Origin of the sequence: Acidipropionibacterium thoenii DSM 20276, from assembly GCF_000423445.1 — a bacterium.
Lineage (GTDB): Bacteria > Actinomycetota > Actinomycetes > Propionibacteriales > Propionibacteriaceae > Acidipropionibacterium > Acidipropionibacterium thoenii.
Genome location: NZ_KE384018.1, coordinates 444,213 through 460,006, shown reverse-complemented (window position 1 = coordinate 460,006; position 15,794 = coordinate 444,213). Strand labels below are relative to the sequence as shown.

Below are 15,794 nucleotides of genomic sequence, written 5' to 3'. Positions count from 1 at the left end.
GTCCGCGTGTCCTATTTGGCCGGGTATTTATCCAAGCCCTGGATACCGAAATTAATTCTCGAAAATGGCCGCCCCGAATGCCTTGTCCTGACCGAAAGCGGAATATGGTATGCCCATGCTTCGCAGTGATCACTCACCCATGCCCGCCGACTTCGTCGCAGAGTTGCGGCAGAACCTCGGGCAGGCCTCCGTCACACAGGACACCCTCGATCTGGCAGCTGTCTCGGTGGACGCCTCCCACTACCTCCTCACCCCGGGCGCGCTGGTGCGCGCCACCTCGGTCTCCGATGTCGCCAAGGCGATGGCGGCGGCCAAGCGGCACAAGGTCTCGCTGAACTTCCGCTCGGGGGGCACCAGCCTGTCGGGCCAGGCGCTGACCCGGGGACTGATGGTCGACACCCGCCGGGCCTTCCGCGGTATCCAGCTGCTTGACGAGGGGAAACGCGTCAAGGTCCAGCCCGGTGCCACCGTCTCGGCGGTCAACATGGCGCTGAGCCGGATCGGCCGCAAGCTCGGCCCCGACCCGGCCTCCTCGGTGGCCTGCACCCTGGGTGGCGTGATCGCCGACAACTCCTCGGGGATGAGCTGCGGCACGGTCGCCAACACCTACAAGACCCTGGAGTCGATGGTCTTCGTCCTCACCAGCGGCACCGTCGTCGACACCGGCGACCCCGATTGCGAGGACAAGCTGGCCGCCGCCGAACCGGAGCTGGTCGAGCAGCTCATCTCGCTGCGCGACCTGTGCCGCCGAGACGACCTGGCCGCCGAGATCCGCCATCAGTTCTCGATGAAGAACACGATGGGATACGGCATCAACTCCTTCCTCGACTACGACACCCCGGCGCAGATTCTCCAGCACCTGATGATCGGTTCGGAGGGGACTCTCGGATTCATCGCCTCGGCCGTGCTGAGGACGATGCCGATCATGCCGCAGATCTCCACCGCGCTGCTGCACTTCCCGACCCTGGAGGCCGCCACCAAGGCGCTGCCGGCGCTGGTGGACTCCGGGGTCACCGTCACCGAGCTGATGGACTCGGCCTCCCTGGAGCTGGGCCGTCAGGATCCTCGTGACGGCCACGTCATCCCGCCCCGCCCCGGTGCCGCCGCCGACGCCGCCCTGCTGGTCGAGTACCACTGCCCCGACGCCGAGGCCCGCCAGCAGGCGGAGGAGCGCGGCAATGCCGTGATCTCCGGTCTGGAGCTGGTCAACAAGCCGGCCTTCACCGATGACCCGGCGGTGCGCGGGCCGATCTGGAACATCCGCAACGGCCTGTACGCCAAGGTGGCCGGCACCAGGCCCTCCGGCCAGACCGCACTGCTGGAGGACATCGCCGTGCCGGTGGCCTCGCTGGCAGGGGTCTGCGGGGACCTGCAGGGTCTGTTCGGGGAGCACGGCTACCCCGAGTCGATCATCTTCGGCCATGCCAAGGACGGCAACATCCACTTCCTGGTGCTGGAGGACTTCCGCGAGAAGAAGGGCCTGGACCGCTACGAGGGGTTCACCGAGGAGATGGTCGGCCTGGTGCTGGGCGCCCACGGCACCCTCAAGGCCGAGCACGGCACCGGACGGATCATGGCCCCCTTCGTCGAGCGCCAGTACGGCCCGGAGCTGTACGGCGTGATGAAGCAGGTCAAGGCCTCGATGGATCCCGACTCGATCCTCAACGAGGGCACCATCATCACCACCGACGAGCAGATCCACCTCAAGGACATCAAGCTCACCCCCACCGTCCAGGAGGAGGTCGACCGCTGCGTCGAGTGCGGGTACTGCGAGCCGGTCTGCCCCAGCCGCGATCTCACCCTGACACCTCGTCAGCGGATCGTCGTCCAGCGCGCCATCGCCCAGGCCCAGGCCGACGGCGACGAGGAGCTGGTCGCCAAGCTGCGCGCCAGCGAGGAGTACAAGGTCATCCAGACCTGTGCGGTCGACGGCATGTGCGAGACCAACTGTCCGCTGCACATCAACACCGGGGACCTAGTCCGCCGGCTGCGCGCCGAGGAGAACCCGGCTGCCTGGCAGCTCGGCTGGGAGGCGGTGGGCAAGGCCTGGAATCCTTTCGTCACGGTGGCCAGCGTCGCGATGACCGCCACCGAGCCGATCCCCGCCGGGGCCACCAATGTGCTCACCAGGGCGGGCCGAGCGATCCTCGGTTCCGACCGGATCCCGATGGTCTCCAATGAACTGCCCGGCGGCGGCAAGCGCCGCAAGCCGCTTCACCACAGCGGTCCGGCGGGCAGGCCAGAGGTGGTCTACATGCCGGCCTGCGTCAACACCATGTTCGGCTCGGCGGTGCCCGGCGAGGAGACCATGGAGTTCTCGATCCTCAGCCTGCTCGCCGCAGCCGGGGTCACCGTCACGGTCCCGAAGGGGATCAACTCGGTCTGCTGCGGGACGCCGTGGAAGTCCAAGGGGATGACCAAGGGCTACGCGGCGATGCGCAAGCGGGTGGTCGGCATCCTGCGCCAGGCCACCCATGATGGTGAGCTGCCGGTGCTCTCGGATGCTGTGAGCTGCTCGGAGGGCTTCGTCCACGAGCTGGAGTACGAGGGGATCACCAATATCAAGGTGATCGACGCCGTGCAGTACATCGCCGATGAGCTGCTGCCCGCGATGCCGGCGTTGCCGAAGGTCGGTTCGGCCGCCCTGCACCCGACCTGCTCGTCGACCCGGATGGGGTGGAATGACGCGCTGCGCAAGTGCGCCGAGGCGGTCGCCGATGAGGTCTACGTCGCCAACGACTGGGGTTGCTGCGCCTTCGCCGGTGACCGTGGCCTGCTCCACCCGGAGCTGACCGCCTCGGCCACCGCCAAGGAGGCCGCCGAGCTGGAGAGGCGTCACTTCGACCTCTACCTGTCGGCCAACCGGACCTGCGAGCTCGGCATGGAGCGGGCCACCGGAAAGCCGTGGCGTCACGTGCTCAATGTGCTGGCCGAGCGGATGGTGGAGTTCGCCCCCGCCTGATCGGCACAGTCTGATCAGTACGGCCTGATCGGCAACGGCCCCCGGACCCGGAAGGGTTCGGGGGCCGTGCCGTGCTGCGCTCAGTGGGCGGCGGCGAACCAGGACCGGCCGGTGCCGATCGAGACCGTCAACGGCACCTTCAGCTCCATCGCATGGCCCATCGCATCGGTGACCACCTCGCGGACGGTCTCCTCCTCCTGCGGGGCGACCTCCAGGATGAGTTCGTCGTGGACCTGGAGAAGCACCCGGGAGGACAGTCCCCTCTCGGCCAGGCCCTTGTCGGTGGCCAGCATGGCCAGTTTGATGAGGTCGGCGGCGGATCCCTGGATCGGGGCGTTGAGGGCGGCCCGTTCGGCCATCTCGCGGCGCTGCCGGTTGGTGGAGGTGAGGTCGGGAAGGTACCGGCGACGCCCCAGCAAGGTGGAGGTGTAGCCGTCCTTGCGGGCCTGGTCGACCACCCCGGTGAGGTACTCGTGGACCTTGCCGAACCGGTCGAAGTAGTCATCCATCAGGGCCCGGGCCTCCGGGACGCCGACGTGCAGCTGCTGGGACAGCCCGTAGGAGCTCAGCCCGTAGGCCAGCCCGTAGTTCATCGCCTTGATCTTGGAGCGCTGGGCCACGCTCACCGCCGCCGGGTCCACCCCGAAGACGTGGGAGGCGGTGACGGTGTGGACGTCGAGGCCGGATCGGAAGGCGTCGATGAGGGCGGCGTCCCCGCAGACATGGGCCATGATGCGCATCTCGATCTGGGAGTAGTCGGCGCTCATCAGCGTCTGGAATCCCTGGCCCACCACGAATCCCTCGCGGATCCGACGCCCCTCATCGGTGCGCATCGGGATGTTCTGGAGGTTCGGATCGGTGCTGGACAGGCGTCCGGTGGCGGCCACCGTCTGCTGGTAGGTGGTGTGGATCCGACCGTCGTCGGAGATGCTCTTGAGCAGCCCGTCGACGGTCTGACGCAGCCGGATCGCGTCCCGGTGCTCGAGCAGGTGCTCCAGGAAGGGGTGGCTGGTCTTCTCGAAGAGCCCGGCCAGGGCGTCGGCGTCGGTGGTGTAGCCCGACTTGGTACGCCGGGTCTTCGGCATCTCCAGCTCGTCGAAGAGCACCGCCTGGAGCTGCTTGGGCGAGCCCAGGTTCACCTCATGGCCGATGACATCCCAGGCGGCCTGCTGGGCGTCGGCGACCCGGGAGTCGAAGTCGCGGCGCAGGCTGTCCAGCACCTCGGTGTCCACCGCGACGCCGGCCCTCTCCATCTGGACCAGGGCCGACTGCACCGGCATCTCCAGGTCGTGGAGCAGAGCGAGCTCGCCCTGGTCCTTCAGCTCGGCCTCGAGCTGCTGGGCCAGTTGGGCGATCGCGACCGCCCTGGTCATCGCCGACTGGGCCCGGACGGCGTCGGACTCGCCGAAATCGAGCATCGCCTGGTCGGAGTCCTCCTCGTCGGCGACCAGCTGGACTCCCAGATGATGGCTCACCAGCTCGTCGAGGGGGTAGGAGCGACGGTCGGGGCGCAGCAGATAGGCGGCCAGCTCGGTGTCGCAGGACACTCCTGCCACCTGCCAGCCGCGCGCGATCAACCCCTCGATCGGCCCCTTGCCCGAGTGCACAGCCTTGTCGGCGGAGGAGTCGGCGAGCCAGGCCGACAGTGCGGCGTCGTCGGCGGGGCCGATCTCGGCCGGGTCGAGCCACACCGCCCGGCCATCGGGGCAGCCCAGGGCGATACCGGTGACGTCGCCCGTGCCGTGGGCCCAGGCCCCGGCGATGTCCAGGCCGATCCGAGACCCGGAGTGCTCCTTCAGCCAGCCTGCCAGCTGGCCGGCCGCCAGGACCTGGCCGTCGACCTGGATCCCGTCGGCCTCGGGGGGTTCCTCGCCGTCGGCCTCCAGGGCCTTGACGCGATCCCACAGATTGCGGAACTCGAGGGACTCGAAGAGGGTGCGGGTGGCCTCGGCGTTCCAGGGCTGGTGGGCGAGGTCCTCGACCTCGACGCCGAGGTCCAGGTCGCGGATCAGGGCGTTCAGCCTGCGGTTGCGGCGGACGTCGTCGAGGTGGTCGCGCAAGGACTGGCCGGCCTTGCCCTTGACCGAGTCGGCCTCGCGGATGAGATTCTCCAGACCGTCGAAGCCGGCCAGCCACTTCGCGGCGGTCTTGGGGCCGACGCCGGGGACCCCGGGCAGGTTGTCGGCGCTCTCGCCGACCAGGGCTGCTAGCTCGGGGTAGCGCTGGGGTGCCACCAGGTACTTCTCCTCGACCGCCTCGGGGTCCAGCCGGAGCAGGTCGGAGACTCCCTTGCGGGGGTAGAGCAGGGTGACGTGGTCGTCGACCAGCTGGATGGCGTCACGATCGCCGGAGACCACCAGGGTCCTCATCCCGGCCCGGGTGGCCCTGGTCGCCATGGTGGCCAGGATGTCGTCGGCCTCGTAGTCGGGCTTCTCGAGGTGGACGATGTTGAGGGCGTCCAGGACCTCCTTGATGAGATCGATCTGGCCGGGGAACTCGGGCGGTATCGCGGCCCGCCCGCCCTTGTAGTCGCCGTACTCCACGGTGCGGAAGGTGCCGCCGGCCAGGTCGAAGGCCACCGCGACATGGCTGGGCCGCTCCTCGCGCAGCAGATTGACCAGCATCGAGACGAATCCGTAGACCGCATTGGTGTGCTGGCCGGTGCTGGTGGCGAAGTTGTCCACCGGCAGGGCGAAGAAGGCCCGGAAGGCCATCGAGTGACCGTCGAGGATCAGCAGGGTTCCACCGGAGGTCTCACTCATGGTCCCGACTCTAGCGGGGGGCGGTGACAGTTCCCGGCGAGCGGGTACGGCTAGCGCCGCCTCAACAGGTAGCTGTCGAAGATCCAGCCCTTGCGCTCGACTGCTGCGGCCCGGGCCTCGAGGATCTGCTGGCGGACGGTGGCGAGATCCCCGGAGATGAGGATCTGGTCGTCACTGCCGAGGTAGGCCCCCCAGTAGATGTCCAGGCCCGCCGGGTCGATCGTGGCAAAGGTCTGGTGGCCGTCGAGCATCGCGACGACGTCGTCGACCCCTGCCGGCATCCCGTCGGCCAGCAGTCGGGCAGGTTCGATGACGACGGCTCGGCCCTGCCGGTTGAGCGGGATCTGGTGGGCGGCGGCCAGCGCCAGCACGCTGCTGATGCCGGGGATCACCCGCACCGAGATCTGCTGGCCGGAGCAGGCCACCAGCTCCTTGACGACTGCCAGGGTGCTCTCGTAGAGGGAGGGGTCCCCCCACACCAGGAATCCGCCGGTCTGGCCCGGGCCCAGCTCGGCGGCGACGGCCTCCCCCCACTGACGGGTGCGCTGGGACCGCCAGGTGCGCACTGCGGCCGGGTAGTCGGGGGCCGAGCGCCATGGGCGGGGCGGATCGTGCAGTTCGACGGTGCGCAGCGGCTCGACGCGGTGGGCGGCGACGATCCGGCGGCGGACCTCGACGAACTCGTCGAGCTCCTTCTCCTTGACCACGACGAAGAGCACATCGAGCTGCTGGATGGCTCTGACCGCGGCCAGGGTCACCCACTCGGGGTTCCCCGCGCCGATCCCGATCAGTACCAGCTCTCCAGTCATGCTGGACACGATATGCACCCCCTGAGCCGCTGTGCCAGTGTTGGCCTCATGACATATGCGATCCCCGGTGAAGAACTTCCCGACTGGCTCGCCGAGCTGGTGAGCCCGCTGGACGACAAGCTGGGTGTGAAGGTCCATGAGATCAGCCCCGCTCGCTGCGTGGTGAGCGCCCCGCTGAGGGGCAACACCCAGCCGACCGGGCTGTGGCACGGCGGGGCGTCGGGGGTGCTGGTGGAGACCGCCGGATCACTGGCGGCGATGGCCCATGGACGCAGCATGGGCAAGTGGGCGGTCGGCACCGAGCTGAACGTCTCCCATCTGCGCTCCCCGCATGGCGACACCATGACCGGCACCGCGATCGCGATGCACCTGGGGCGCCACACCACCACCCATGAGGTGACCATCCACGACGACGAGGGCCGGGTCTGCGCGGTGGGCCGGGTGAGCTGTCAGATCATCGAGAGCTGACTCCGGCAGGGCTCACTTGCGGGGCCGGTCGCGCCCACCGTCGTGCGCGATGACCCCCTGGGCGACCTCGCGCATCGGCTTGCGCAGGTCCATCGCGGTCTTCTGGATCCAGCGGAAGGCCTCCGGCTCGGTGAGCCCCAGGCTGCTCTGCAGGATGCCCTTGGCCTGGTCGACGACCTTGCGGGACTCCAGCCTCTCCTCCAGGTCGCTGACCTCGTCCTCGACGGCGCGGATCTCGGCGAACCGGGCCAGCGCGATCTCGATGGCGGGGACGACATCGGAGGCGTCGAAGGGCTTGACGACGTAGGCCATCGCGCCGGCTTCCTTGGCTCTCTCGATGAGATCCCGCTGGCTGAAGGCGGTGAGCATCACGACGGCGCAGATCCGGTCCTCGGCGATCTTGTCGGCTGCTGTGATGCCATCCATCTTGGGCATCTTGACGTCCATCACGACCAGATCCGGTTCCAGCTCGGTCGCCAGTGCGACGGCCTCCTCGCCGTCGCTGGCCTGGCCGACCACCTGGTAGCCGTGCTCCTCGAGAAGTTCGGTGAGATCCAGCCGGATCAGCGCCTCGTCCTCGGCCACCACGACACGGGGGCGACTGCTGGAATCGGACGTCGCACCACTGCCGGCATCCTCTGGATCGAAACTCGGATTGTTACCCACGGTGGTGCTTCCTTGCATCTCGGACGCTGACACATTTGCCTGCCCAGCATACAGCGAAGCTCCTACTCGGCGCACGATTGGGCAGTCGTTCTGCACATCGGGGCGGATGTGACACAATGGCCGACGCGGCCCGAGTGGCGGAATGGTAGACGCGGCGCACTCAAAATGCGCTGTCTGAAAGGGCGTAGGGGTTCGACTCCCCTCTCGGGCACCACGACATGACGAAGGGGCGGGCACCGGATCCGGTGCCCGCCCCTCGTGCTCTCACGATCTCATCGGATCATGGGACTCAGTTGTTCACTTGATCCTCAGCACCCGGATGTCGTTGGTCTTGCCGGGGATGTCCATCGGGGAACCCGAGACCACCACGACACGATCACCGATCTCGGCCAGCGAGTTGTCGCGGATGTAGTCATTGACCCAGACGTGCAGCTCGTCGGCATTCTTGAACACGGGAGTGACGACGGCATTGACCCCCCAGCTCCAGGCCAGGGTCTTGGTGGTCACCACGTCGGGGGTGAAGACCAGCATCGGGGTGGCCGGACGCAGCCGGGAGATCCGCTTGGCGGTGTCGCCGGACTTGGTGAAGGAGACGATGTACTTCGCCTCGGCACGCTCGGCGATCTCGGCGGCAGCCTTGGAGATGATGCCACCGGTGGTGTGCGGGGCCCAGTCGATCGGGGCGATCTTGTCCAGGCCGTGGGCCTCGGTGGACTCCACGATGCGGGCCATGGTGCGCACGGTCTCGCCCGGGTAGTCACCCACGGAGGTCTCGGCGGATGTCATCACGCCGTCGGCGCCGTCCAGGATGGCGTTGGCGACGTCGGCGGCCTCGGCGCGCGTGGGGCGCGGGGCGTGGATCATCGACTCGAGCATCTGGGTGGCGACGATCACCGGCTTGGCCTGCAGACGGGCCTTCTCGATGATGGTCTTCTGGATCAGCGGGACCTCCTCGAGCGGACACTCGACGGCCATGTCACCACGGGCGACCATCACGGCGTCGAAGGAGTCGATGATGGAGTCGAGGTTCTCGATGGCCTGGGGCTTCTCCAGCTTGGCGATGACGGGGACCCGACGGCCCTCCTCATCCATGATCTGGTGGACCCGGTCGACGTCAGAACCGTGACGCACGAAGGACAGCGCGATGAGGTCGATGCCGACTCCCAGGCACCAGCGCAGGTTCTCCTCGTCCTTCTCGGTCATGGCCGGCAGGGAGACCGGGACGCCGGGCAGGTTGATGCCCTTGTGGTCGGAGACCGCTCCGGGGACGATGCACTCGCAGTTGACGTCGGTGTCGGTGACCGACAGCACCTTCAGGGAGACGTTGCCGTCGTCGATGAGGATGACATCGCCGGGGTTGCAGTCTCCCGGCAGGCCCTTGAATGTGGTGGAGACGCGCTCCTGGTTACCGATGATGTCATCGATGGTGATGGTGAACTTGTCACCACGCTTGAGGATGATCTTGCCGTTGGACTGGCCCTCGGCCTTCTCGAAGACCCCGGTACGGATCTTCGGTCCCTGGAGATCGCCCAGGGCCGCGATATTGAGGCCGAGTTCGGCGCTCACCGAGCGGACCAGGTCGAGGCGACGCTGGTGCTCTTCGTAGTCTCCGTGGCTCATGTTGAGGCGGGCGACATTCATGCCGGCCTCCATGAGCTCCTTCATTCCGTCGTGGCTCTCAACAGCAGGCCCGAGGGTATTCACTATCTTCGCTCTACGCACGAAAAGAACTCTACCGTGAGGCCTTCGCGGTCCCTAACCTGCTGTCTCCCAACGGGGCCTGCTGCACCATCGTCCGCCACCGGGGCCGACACCGTGCACCATGTTTCACGCTCATGCCTGGCGCTCGTTTCCGCGTCTCACCACATCCAGAGCATGCTGCAGATCGGCCGGCAGGGGGCTGGTGAAGGTCATCCACTCCCCCGATCCCGGATGGGCGAAGGACAGTTCGGCAGCGTGCAACCACTGCCTGTCCAGGCCCAGTTCGGCGGCCAGCACGGGATCGCAGCCGTACAGCGGATCCCCGCAGCAGGGGTGGCCGACGGCGGCCATGTGGACCCGGATCTGGTGGGTGCGGCCGGTCTCCAGGTGCACCTTGAGCAGGCTGGTGGCGCGGAATGCCTCCAGGGTCTGGTAGTCGGTGACCGAGTGCCGGCCTCCCTCGACCACTGCCATCTTCCAGTCATGACCCGGGTGGCGCCCGATCGGTGCGTCGATGGTCCCCTCGAAAGGATCGGGGTGGCCCTGCACCAGGGCCAGATAGCGCTTGTCGACGGTGCGATCGCGGAAGGCACGCTTGAGAAGGGTGTAGGCGCGCTCGCTCTTGGCGACCACCATCACACCTGAGGTGCCGACGTCCAGCCTGGAGACGATGCCCTGCCGTTCGGCGGCGCCGCTGGTCGAGATCGCGAAACCCGCGGCGGCCAGATGCTCCACCACGCTGGGGCCGTCCCACCCCAGGGAGGGATGGGCGGCGACCCCGGCGGGCTTGTCGACGACGATGATGTCGGAGTCGTCATGGATGATGCCCATTCCGGCCGCCAGCCGGGGGGTCACCGCGGCCGCCGGCCGGGGCACCGAGAGGTCCACCTCCAGCATCTGGCCGGCCAGTACCCGGGTGGCGGCCCGGGTGACCGGCCGGCCGTCCAGCAGGACCTTCTGCTCCTCGATGAGGTCGACGATCCTCGACCGGGAGACGCCGGTCATCCGGGCCGCGGCGGCGTCCAGCCGGCTGCCGTCCAACCCGTCAGGGACCAGCAGCACGCTCATCGGCCGGCCTCGCCGGTCCCGGCGTCGCCGGCAGTCGCCTCGTCCCCGCCGAACAGGGTCGCCACCACCACCAGCACCGCGGTGACGGTGATGAACATGTCGGCGACATTGAAGATCGCGAAGTGCGGCAGCGCGAAGAGGTCGACGACATGGCCGCGCAGCGGCCCGGGGGCCCGCAGCAGCCGGTCGGTGAGGTTGCCCGAGATACCTGCCATCAGCATTCCGGTGGCCACCAGGGTCCATCGGCGGCGGACTCTGGGGGCGACCCAGCCGATCACCACCACCAGCACGAGGATCCCGAAACAGCTGATCACGACGGTGGCCCCCGAGCCCATCGAGAAGGCGGCCCCGGAGTTGCGCAGCAGCTGCAGTCTCAACAGACCGCCGAACAGCACCGGCGGGTCATCGGGGTCCAGCCGAGCCACCGCCAGCGCCTTGACGAGCTGGTCGAGGAGAAGTCCGCCGATCGCGATGAGCACCATCACGACCCGCCACCGACGCAGCCGAGTGTTCTCCAGCACGGCGTTGCGGCGTGGGCTCACCGGCGCTCTTCCCGCTGCTTGCAGGCCACGCACATGGTGGCCCTGGGAAAGGCCTGCAGCCGGGCCTTGCCGAGCGGCTTACCGCACACCTCGCAGGTTCCGTAGGTGCCCTCGTCGAGCATCTTGAGAGCCAGCTTCGACTGGTCGTAGACCAACTGGGCGTTGTGGGTCAGGGACATCTCCTGGTCCCGCTCGAACTGGGAGGAGCCGACATCGACCGGGTCCTTGCCCGCCCCGTCCGAGCCCTCGCTCATCAGGTCGGCGAGGTTGTCCTGGGCTGCTGCCAGGTTGCGGGCCATCCGGGTGACATCGGACTGCAGGGTGCCGATCACCTCGGCCACCTCCTCCGCGGTCCACGGCTCGTCGCCATCCCGGACTGGCAGTGAGGCCGCGATTCGGGTATCGCGGACCTCAGCATCGTGCTGCGACATCTCTGGTCTCTCCATCCTGGTGCCAGCCGCCCGGCCTGGCATGACCAGCGGGCGATGAACTGTGCGCAGACGATACACCCGCCGCCAGCTGTGGGTGGACGCAACACCGGCCCCTCCTTGTCAGGAGGGGCCGGTGCCGTCTGGTTGCTGGCGAGCCGTCAGTTCTGCTGGCTGCGGCCGGTGATCAGGGCGTCCAACCGCGGGGTGGCGGAGGAGCCGGGGGCGACCCGATTCTCCTGACGCAGCAGGGTGGCCGTCTCACCGGGCTCGAAGACACCCTTCTCGATGTTCTCCGCCTGGCTGCGCAGGTGGCTGACGAGGTTCTCCCGGTAGCTGGACTCGAAGGAGCGCAGCTGATCGACCTTGCCGGCCAGATCGTCGCGCTCGGACTCCAGCTGGCTGAACAGGTCATTGCGGCGGTTCTGGGCGTCGGTATTGACCTGGTCGGCATTGCGCTTGGCCTCGACGGACATCTTCTCGGCGTTGACCCGGGCGGCCGACTCGATCCGCTCGGCGCGGGTCTGGGCGTCGACGATGTGCTCGTGGGCCTTCTTCTCGGCGTCGGAGGTCTTGCGACGAGCCTCCTCCTCGGCCTCGTGGACCACCCGCTCGGCATCGGCGATGGCCAGCTCGACCATCCGCACGACGGCCGGGGAGGCCTCGGCCGCAGTCGTGACGACGACCTTCTCGGGGCTGCCCTGGCCCTCGGTGGCGGCAACCTGCTGGGCGGCGGGAGCCGACTTGGCGGCCTCCGCGGCCTGGGCGAGACGCTGCTGGAGCTGGTTGTTCTCACCACGCAGGCGAGCCACCTCGGCATTGGCGGCGGCCTCGCCGCCGGACTTCTCGGCAGCCTGGGAGAGCTGCTCGATCTGCGCCTTGAGGTTGGCGTTCTCCTGCTCGGAGGCCTGGATCCTGGCCTGCGCCTCGTTCAGCGACTTGCGGGAGCTCTCCAGCTCGGCACTGATATTGCCGGCCCCCTGCTGCTGGGCCCGCAGCTCCTCGATCTGCGCCTTGAGGTGCTCATTCTCCGCGGCGACCTGGGGGTCGGGCTGGCCTGCGACGGCTCCATCGGCTCCCTTGAGGGCGTCCAGCTGGGCCTTGAGACGATCATTCTCATCGATGATCGAGGCGAAGGTGGCATCGACCTTGTCCACGAAGTCGTCAACCTCGGTTGCGCGGTAGCCGTCACCTGGGCGTCGCGCCATCGGAAAACGAATCCTTCGCACCTCGTCGAGGGTCAGCGTCATTGTGCACTCCAACAGTTCGGATACGGTCTGGACAGGTGACGCGAGCGCCCCGAAATCGGCGCACTCCGCCACAAGACTTCATCTAGGCTACTCCCCGCGGCCGGGCCCGTCATCACGAGACGGTGCCGGCCCGGGAAAACAGACCGCAACCCTGAACCTCAGGTTCGGGCTTGTCACCAGAAGATCATCAGCGTGATTCGCTGGGCGGCGATGAGAATCACGTAGAGCAGCATGAATCCCAGGCTCAGTGAGATCCCGCCGAGCCTCAGTGGGGGCACGATCCTCTCGAAGAACCTCACCGGCGGATCGGTGACGGTGTAGACGATCTCGAAGATCACGGCCAGTCCGCCACGAGGCTGGAATCCGCGGGAGAACATCGGAATCCAGGACATGATCATCCGGACCACCAGGATCCACATGTAGATCTGCAGAGCGTAGAAAATGATGAGGCCGGCCAGCTGCACGGGGAGATCTCCTCGGGTGTGATGGACTCAGGACTGGTTGAAGAATCCCTCGCCGGCGATTCGCGCCTTGTCCTCAGGGGTCACGTTGACATTGCGTGGGCAGAGCAGGAAGACCTTGCTCGTCACCTTCTCGATGGTGCCACGCAGCCCCAGAATGAGCCCGGCGGCGAAGTCCACCAGCCGCTTGGCGTCGTCATTCTCCATCTCGGTGAGGTTCATGATGACCGGCACCCCGTCGCGGAAGTGCTCCCCGATGATCCGGGCGTCGTTGAAGGCCCGCGGGTGCACCGTCATGATCCGGTTGATGTCGGCGATGGACTGCTCCTCCTCCACCGGGACCTCGGCCAGGGCGGTGGCGGGGCGCCGGTTCGCAGCCTGCTGGGGCTGGGCACCGGAGGCAGCTCGCCGGGAGGCCATCGGGGTGACGGAGGAGGGCTCATAGCCGTCGTCGGAGTAGACCTCCTGGGTCAGCTCCTCATCCGGAAGGTCCTCGTCGTAGCGCCGATCGTCGACCAGACCGACGTACGAGGCCAACCTCCTGCCGAACCCAGCCATCTGGCTCTCCTCACTCGAGTCTGTCTGCACACACGTCGTGACCTACGTTGCCACGGCCCCTCTCGGGGCCTTCTGGTGACACGCTACTAGTTCCTGATCCATCCGGTACCGATCCACACCAGGCCGGCCAACCGACCGGACCCGGGATCGCGGCGGTGGGAGAACAGCTCGGGGCTCTCCCGGGTGCACGGATCCAGCCCCACCGCAGTCACTCCCAGCTCCTCGAGCTGGGCCAGCGCCTCGGCAGCCAGGTCCAGCGACGGCGTCCCCCAGGATGTGGTGGCCCGGGTGGCCGGATGGGCGGCCCAGACCTCCTCGGCCATCGGCGGGGGCACCTCGTAGCAGGACCCGCAGATGTGCGGCCCGATCCAGCCGGTGATCTCGTGGGCGCCGAGCCCGCGCATCCGGGCCACCACCGCCGCCAGCACGCCGCCCAGCAGCCCGGCCCGGCCGGCATGTGCGGCACCGATCACCCCGGCAGCCGGATCGGCGAGCATCACCGGCAGACAGTCGGCGACCCGGATCGCCAGCGCCACCGCGGGCAGTCGGGTCACCATCGCGTCGGCGGTCGGCATCCGGCGGGCCCAGGGAGTCGGGCTGGCAGCACCGGTGGGCTCGCTCAGCACGGTCCGGTCATCGATCTGCTCGGCGGCCGACCGGTCGATCTCCACCACCTCGGCACCGTGCACCTGGTGGACCAGGGCGATCCGGTCGACCCCCAGACCGGCACGCAGGGCGGCGATATTGGCCACCAGATGAGCGGGATCGTCGGCGTCCACCCGGCCGAGGTTGAGCTCGGCCAGTGCGCCCGTCGAGAATCCTCCCCAGCGGTCGGTGAAGGCGACCCCCACACCACGATTGGCGGCCGGGTCGATCCGCATCCTCAGCATCTGGTCGGGGTTCCCGGGCGGGGCCTCACTTGAGGAAGTCGGGAACGTCCAGGTCGTCGTCGGCCGGGTCGACCGGCGCCACCACCCGGGGGTTCGTCGGCTCGGAGACCACCGGGGCGGGCTGCTGCGCGGCCGGCCGGGGAGGCTGCTGGGGGGAGGGCTTCTTCTGGGCCGGGGCCCCCGGCCGGGCGGAGACCCCGGGCTGACGCTTGGGGGGCTGGCCGCCGTCGAAGCCGGCAGCGATCACGGTGACCCGCACCTCGTCGCCCAGTGCGTCGTCGATGACGGTGCCGAAGATGATGTTGGCCTCGTCGTGGGCCGACTCCTCGATGAGGTTGGCGGCCGAGGCGACCTCGAACAGGCCCAGGTCCGATCCGCCGGCGATCGACAGCAGGACGCCGTGGGCGCCGTCGATGGAGACCTCCAGCAGCGGCGAGGAGATCGCCATCTCGGCGGCCGCCCGGGCGCGGTCCTCGCCGGAGGCGTGACCGATACCCATCAGGGCCGAGCCGGCGTTCGACATGATCGACTTGACGTCGGCGAAGTCCAGGTTGATCTGACCGGGGGTGGTGATGAGGTCGGTGATCCCCGAGACGCCCTGCATCAGTACCTGGTCGGCCTGCTTGAAGGCGTCGATGATGGCGATCTGCTGGTCGGTCATCGACAGCAGCTTGTCATTGGGGATGACGATGAGGGTGTCGACCTCCTCGCGCAGCCGGTCGATGCCGTCCTCAGCCTGACTGGTGCGACGGCGCCCCTCGAAGGTGAACGGCCGGGTGACCACCCCGATCGTCAGGGCTCCCAGCGAGCGGGCGATCTTGGCGACCACCGGGGCGCCACCGGTGCCGGTGCCACCGCCCTCACCGGCGGTGACGAAGACCATGTCGGCACCCTTGAGGCACTCCTCGATCTCGTCGGAGTGGTCCTCGGCGGCCTGACGGCCCTTGTCGGGGTCGGCACCGGCGCCCAGCCCGCGGGTGAGATCGCGACCGACGTCGAGCTTGACGTCGGCATCGCTCATCAGCAGGGCCTGCGCATCGGTGTTGATGGCGAGGAACTCCACTCCCTTGAGTCCGGCCTCGATCATCCGGTTGACGGCATTGCAACCGCCTCCGCCGACGCCGACGACCTTGATCACCGCGAGGTAATTCTGGGATGGAGTTGCCACGAGAGTCTGCCTCACTTCGCACTGAAATCTGGTCGCCTCACAGGCTATGAGTACTGGTCGG

Annotated in this window: 14 protein-coding genes and 1 tRNA gene; 3 read left to right on the top strand and 12 right to left on the bottom strand. The window is 68.1% G+C overall.

Translation table 11 applies throughout. From position 1 onward, the window contains the following. Nucleotides 1–115 precede the first annotated feature (115 nt). Nucleotides 116–2,962 (top strand): FAD-binding and (Fe-S)-binding domain-containing protein, encoded by a 2,847-nt coding sequence (locus G554_RS0111555; protein WP_027588018.1) that lies wholly within the window; start codon nt 116–118, stop codon nt 2,960–2,962. A gap of 80 nt (nt 2,963–3,042) precedes the next feature. Here G554_RS0111555 and polA read toward each other — a convergent pair whose 3' ends face one another. Continuing rightward, on the bottom strand, nt 3,043–5,724 hold the full coding sequence (gene polA, locus G554_RS0111550; protein ID WP_084648503.1) for a DNA polymerase I: 2,682 nt from the start codon (nt 5,722–5,724) through the stop codon (nt 3,043–3,045). Between the two features lie 50 nt (nt 5,725–5,774). Beyond that, nucleotides 5,775–6,533 carry a precorrin-6A synthase (deacetylating) gene (gene cobF, locus G554_RS0111545; RefSeq protein ID WP_027588016.1) on the bottom strand — a complete coding sequence of 253 codons (759 nt, stop codon included), beginning with the start codon at nt 6,531–6,533 and terminating at the stop codon, nt 5,775–5,777. Nucleotides 6,534–6,581: 48 nt separating this feature from the next. Here cobF and G554_RS0111540 point away from each other — a divergent pair, with 48 nt between their 5' ends. Then, nucleotides 6,582–7,001 carry a PaaI family thioesterase gene (locus tag G554_RS0111540; protein WP_027588015.1) on the top strand — a complete coding sequence of 140 codons (420 nt, stop codon included), beginning with the start codon at nt 6,582–6,584 and terminating at the stop codon, nt 6,999–7,001. 12 nt (nt 7,002–7,013) lie between these two features. Here G554_RS0111540 and G554_RS0111535 read toward each other — a convergent pair whose 3' ends face one another. Continuing rightward, nucleotides 7,014–7,589 carry an ANTAR domain-containing response regulator gene (locus G554_RS0111535; RefSeq protein WP_373887088.1) on the bottom strand — a complete coding sequence of 192 codons (576 nt, stop codon included), beginning with the start codon at nt 7,587–7,589 and terminating at the stop codon, nt 7,014–7,016. Between the two features lie 206 nt (nt 7,590–7,795). Here G554_RS0111535 and G554_RS0111530 point away from each other — a divergent pair. Continuing rightward, nucleotides 7,796–7,881, top strand: a tRNA-Leu gene (locus G554_RS0111530). 83 nt (nt 7,882–7,964) lie between these two features. Here the strand turns inward: G554_RS0111530 and pyk are convergent. From pyk to ftsZ, 9 genes are all read right to left on the bottom strand, one after another. Next, nucleotides 7,965–9,389, bottom strand: coding sequence for a pyruvate kinase (pyk, locus tag G554_RS0111525; protein ID WP_027588013.1), 1,425 nt, complete (start codon nt 9,387–9,389; stop codon nt 7,965–7,967). Nucleotides 9,390–9,500: 111 nt separating this feature from the next. Further along, entirely contained in the window at nt 9,501–10,436 is a 936-nt protein-coding gene (locus G554_RS0111520; RefSeq protein ID WP_027588012.1) for an RluA family pseudouridine synthase, read from the bottom strand. Continuing rightward, a complete protein-coding gene (locus tag G554_RS0111515; RefSeq protein ID WP_051233020.1) occupies nt 10,433–10,918 on the bottom strand; it encodes a signal peptidase II in 486 nt (161 codons plus the stop codon). Before G554_RS0111515 ends, G554_RS0111520 begins: the two co-directional genes overlap by 4 nt. Nucleotides 10,919–10,974: 56 nt before the next feature. Then, a complete protein-coding gene (locus G554_RS0111510; protein ID WP_027588010.1) occupies nt 10,975–11,409 on the bottom strand; it encodes a TraR/DksA family transcriptional regulator in 435 nt (144 codons plus the stop codon). 158 nt (nt 11,410–11,567) lie between these two features. After that, the gene (locus G554_RS0111505; protein ID WP_027588009.1) at nt 11,568–12,656 is read right to left on the bottom strand and encodes a DivIVA domain-containing protein; all 1,089 of its coding nucleotides are present in this window, start codon (nt 12,654–12,656) and stop codon (nt 11,568–11,570) included. Nucleotides 12,657–12,829: 173 nt separating this feature from the next. Further along, entirely contained in the window at nt 12,830–13,120 is a 291-nt protein-coding gene (locus G554_RS0111500) for a YggT family protein (protein WP_027588008.1), read from the bottom strand. Nucleotides 13,121–13,147: 27 nt separating this feature from the next. Beyond that, nucleotides 13,148–13,675 carry a cell division protein SepF gene (locus G554_RS0111495; RefSeq protein WP_027588007.1) on the bottom strand — a complete coding sequence of 176 codons (528 nt, stop codon included), beginning with the start codon at nt 13,673–13,675 and terminating at the stop codon, nt 13,148–13,150. An 86-nt stretch (nt 13,676–13,761) separates the two neighbouring features. Next, a complete protein-coding gene (locus tag G554_RS0111490; RefSeq protein ID WP_027588006.1) occupies nt 13,762–14,565 on the bottom strand; it encodes a purine nucleoside phosphorylase YfiH/LACC1 family protein in 804 nt (267 codons plus the stop codon). Between the two features lie 25 nt (nt 14,566–14,590). Beyond that, on the bottom strand, nt 14,591–15,733 hold the full coding sequence (ftsZ, locus tag G554_RS0111485) for a cell division protein FtsZ (RefSeq protein ID WP_027588005.1): 1,143 nt from the start codon (nt 15,731–15,733) through the stop codon (nt 14,591–14,593). Nucleotides 15,734–15,794: the final 61 nt, after the last annotated feature.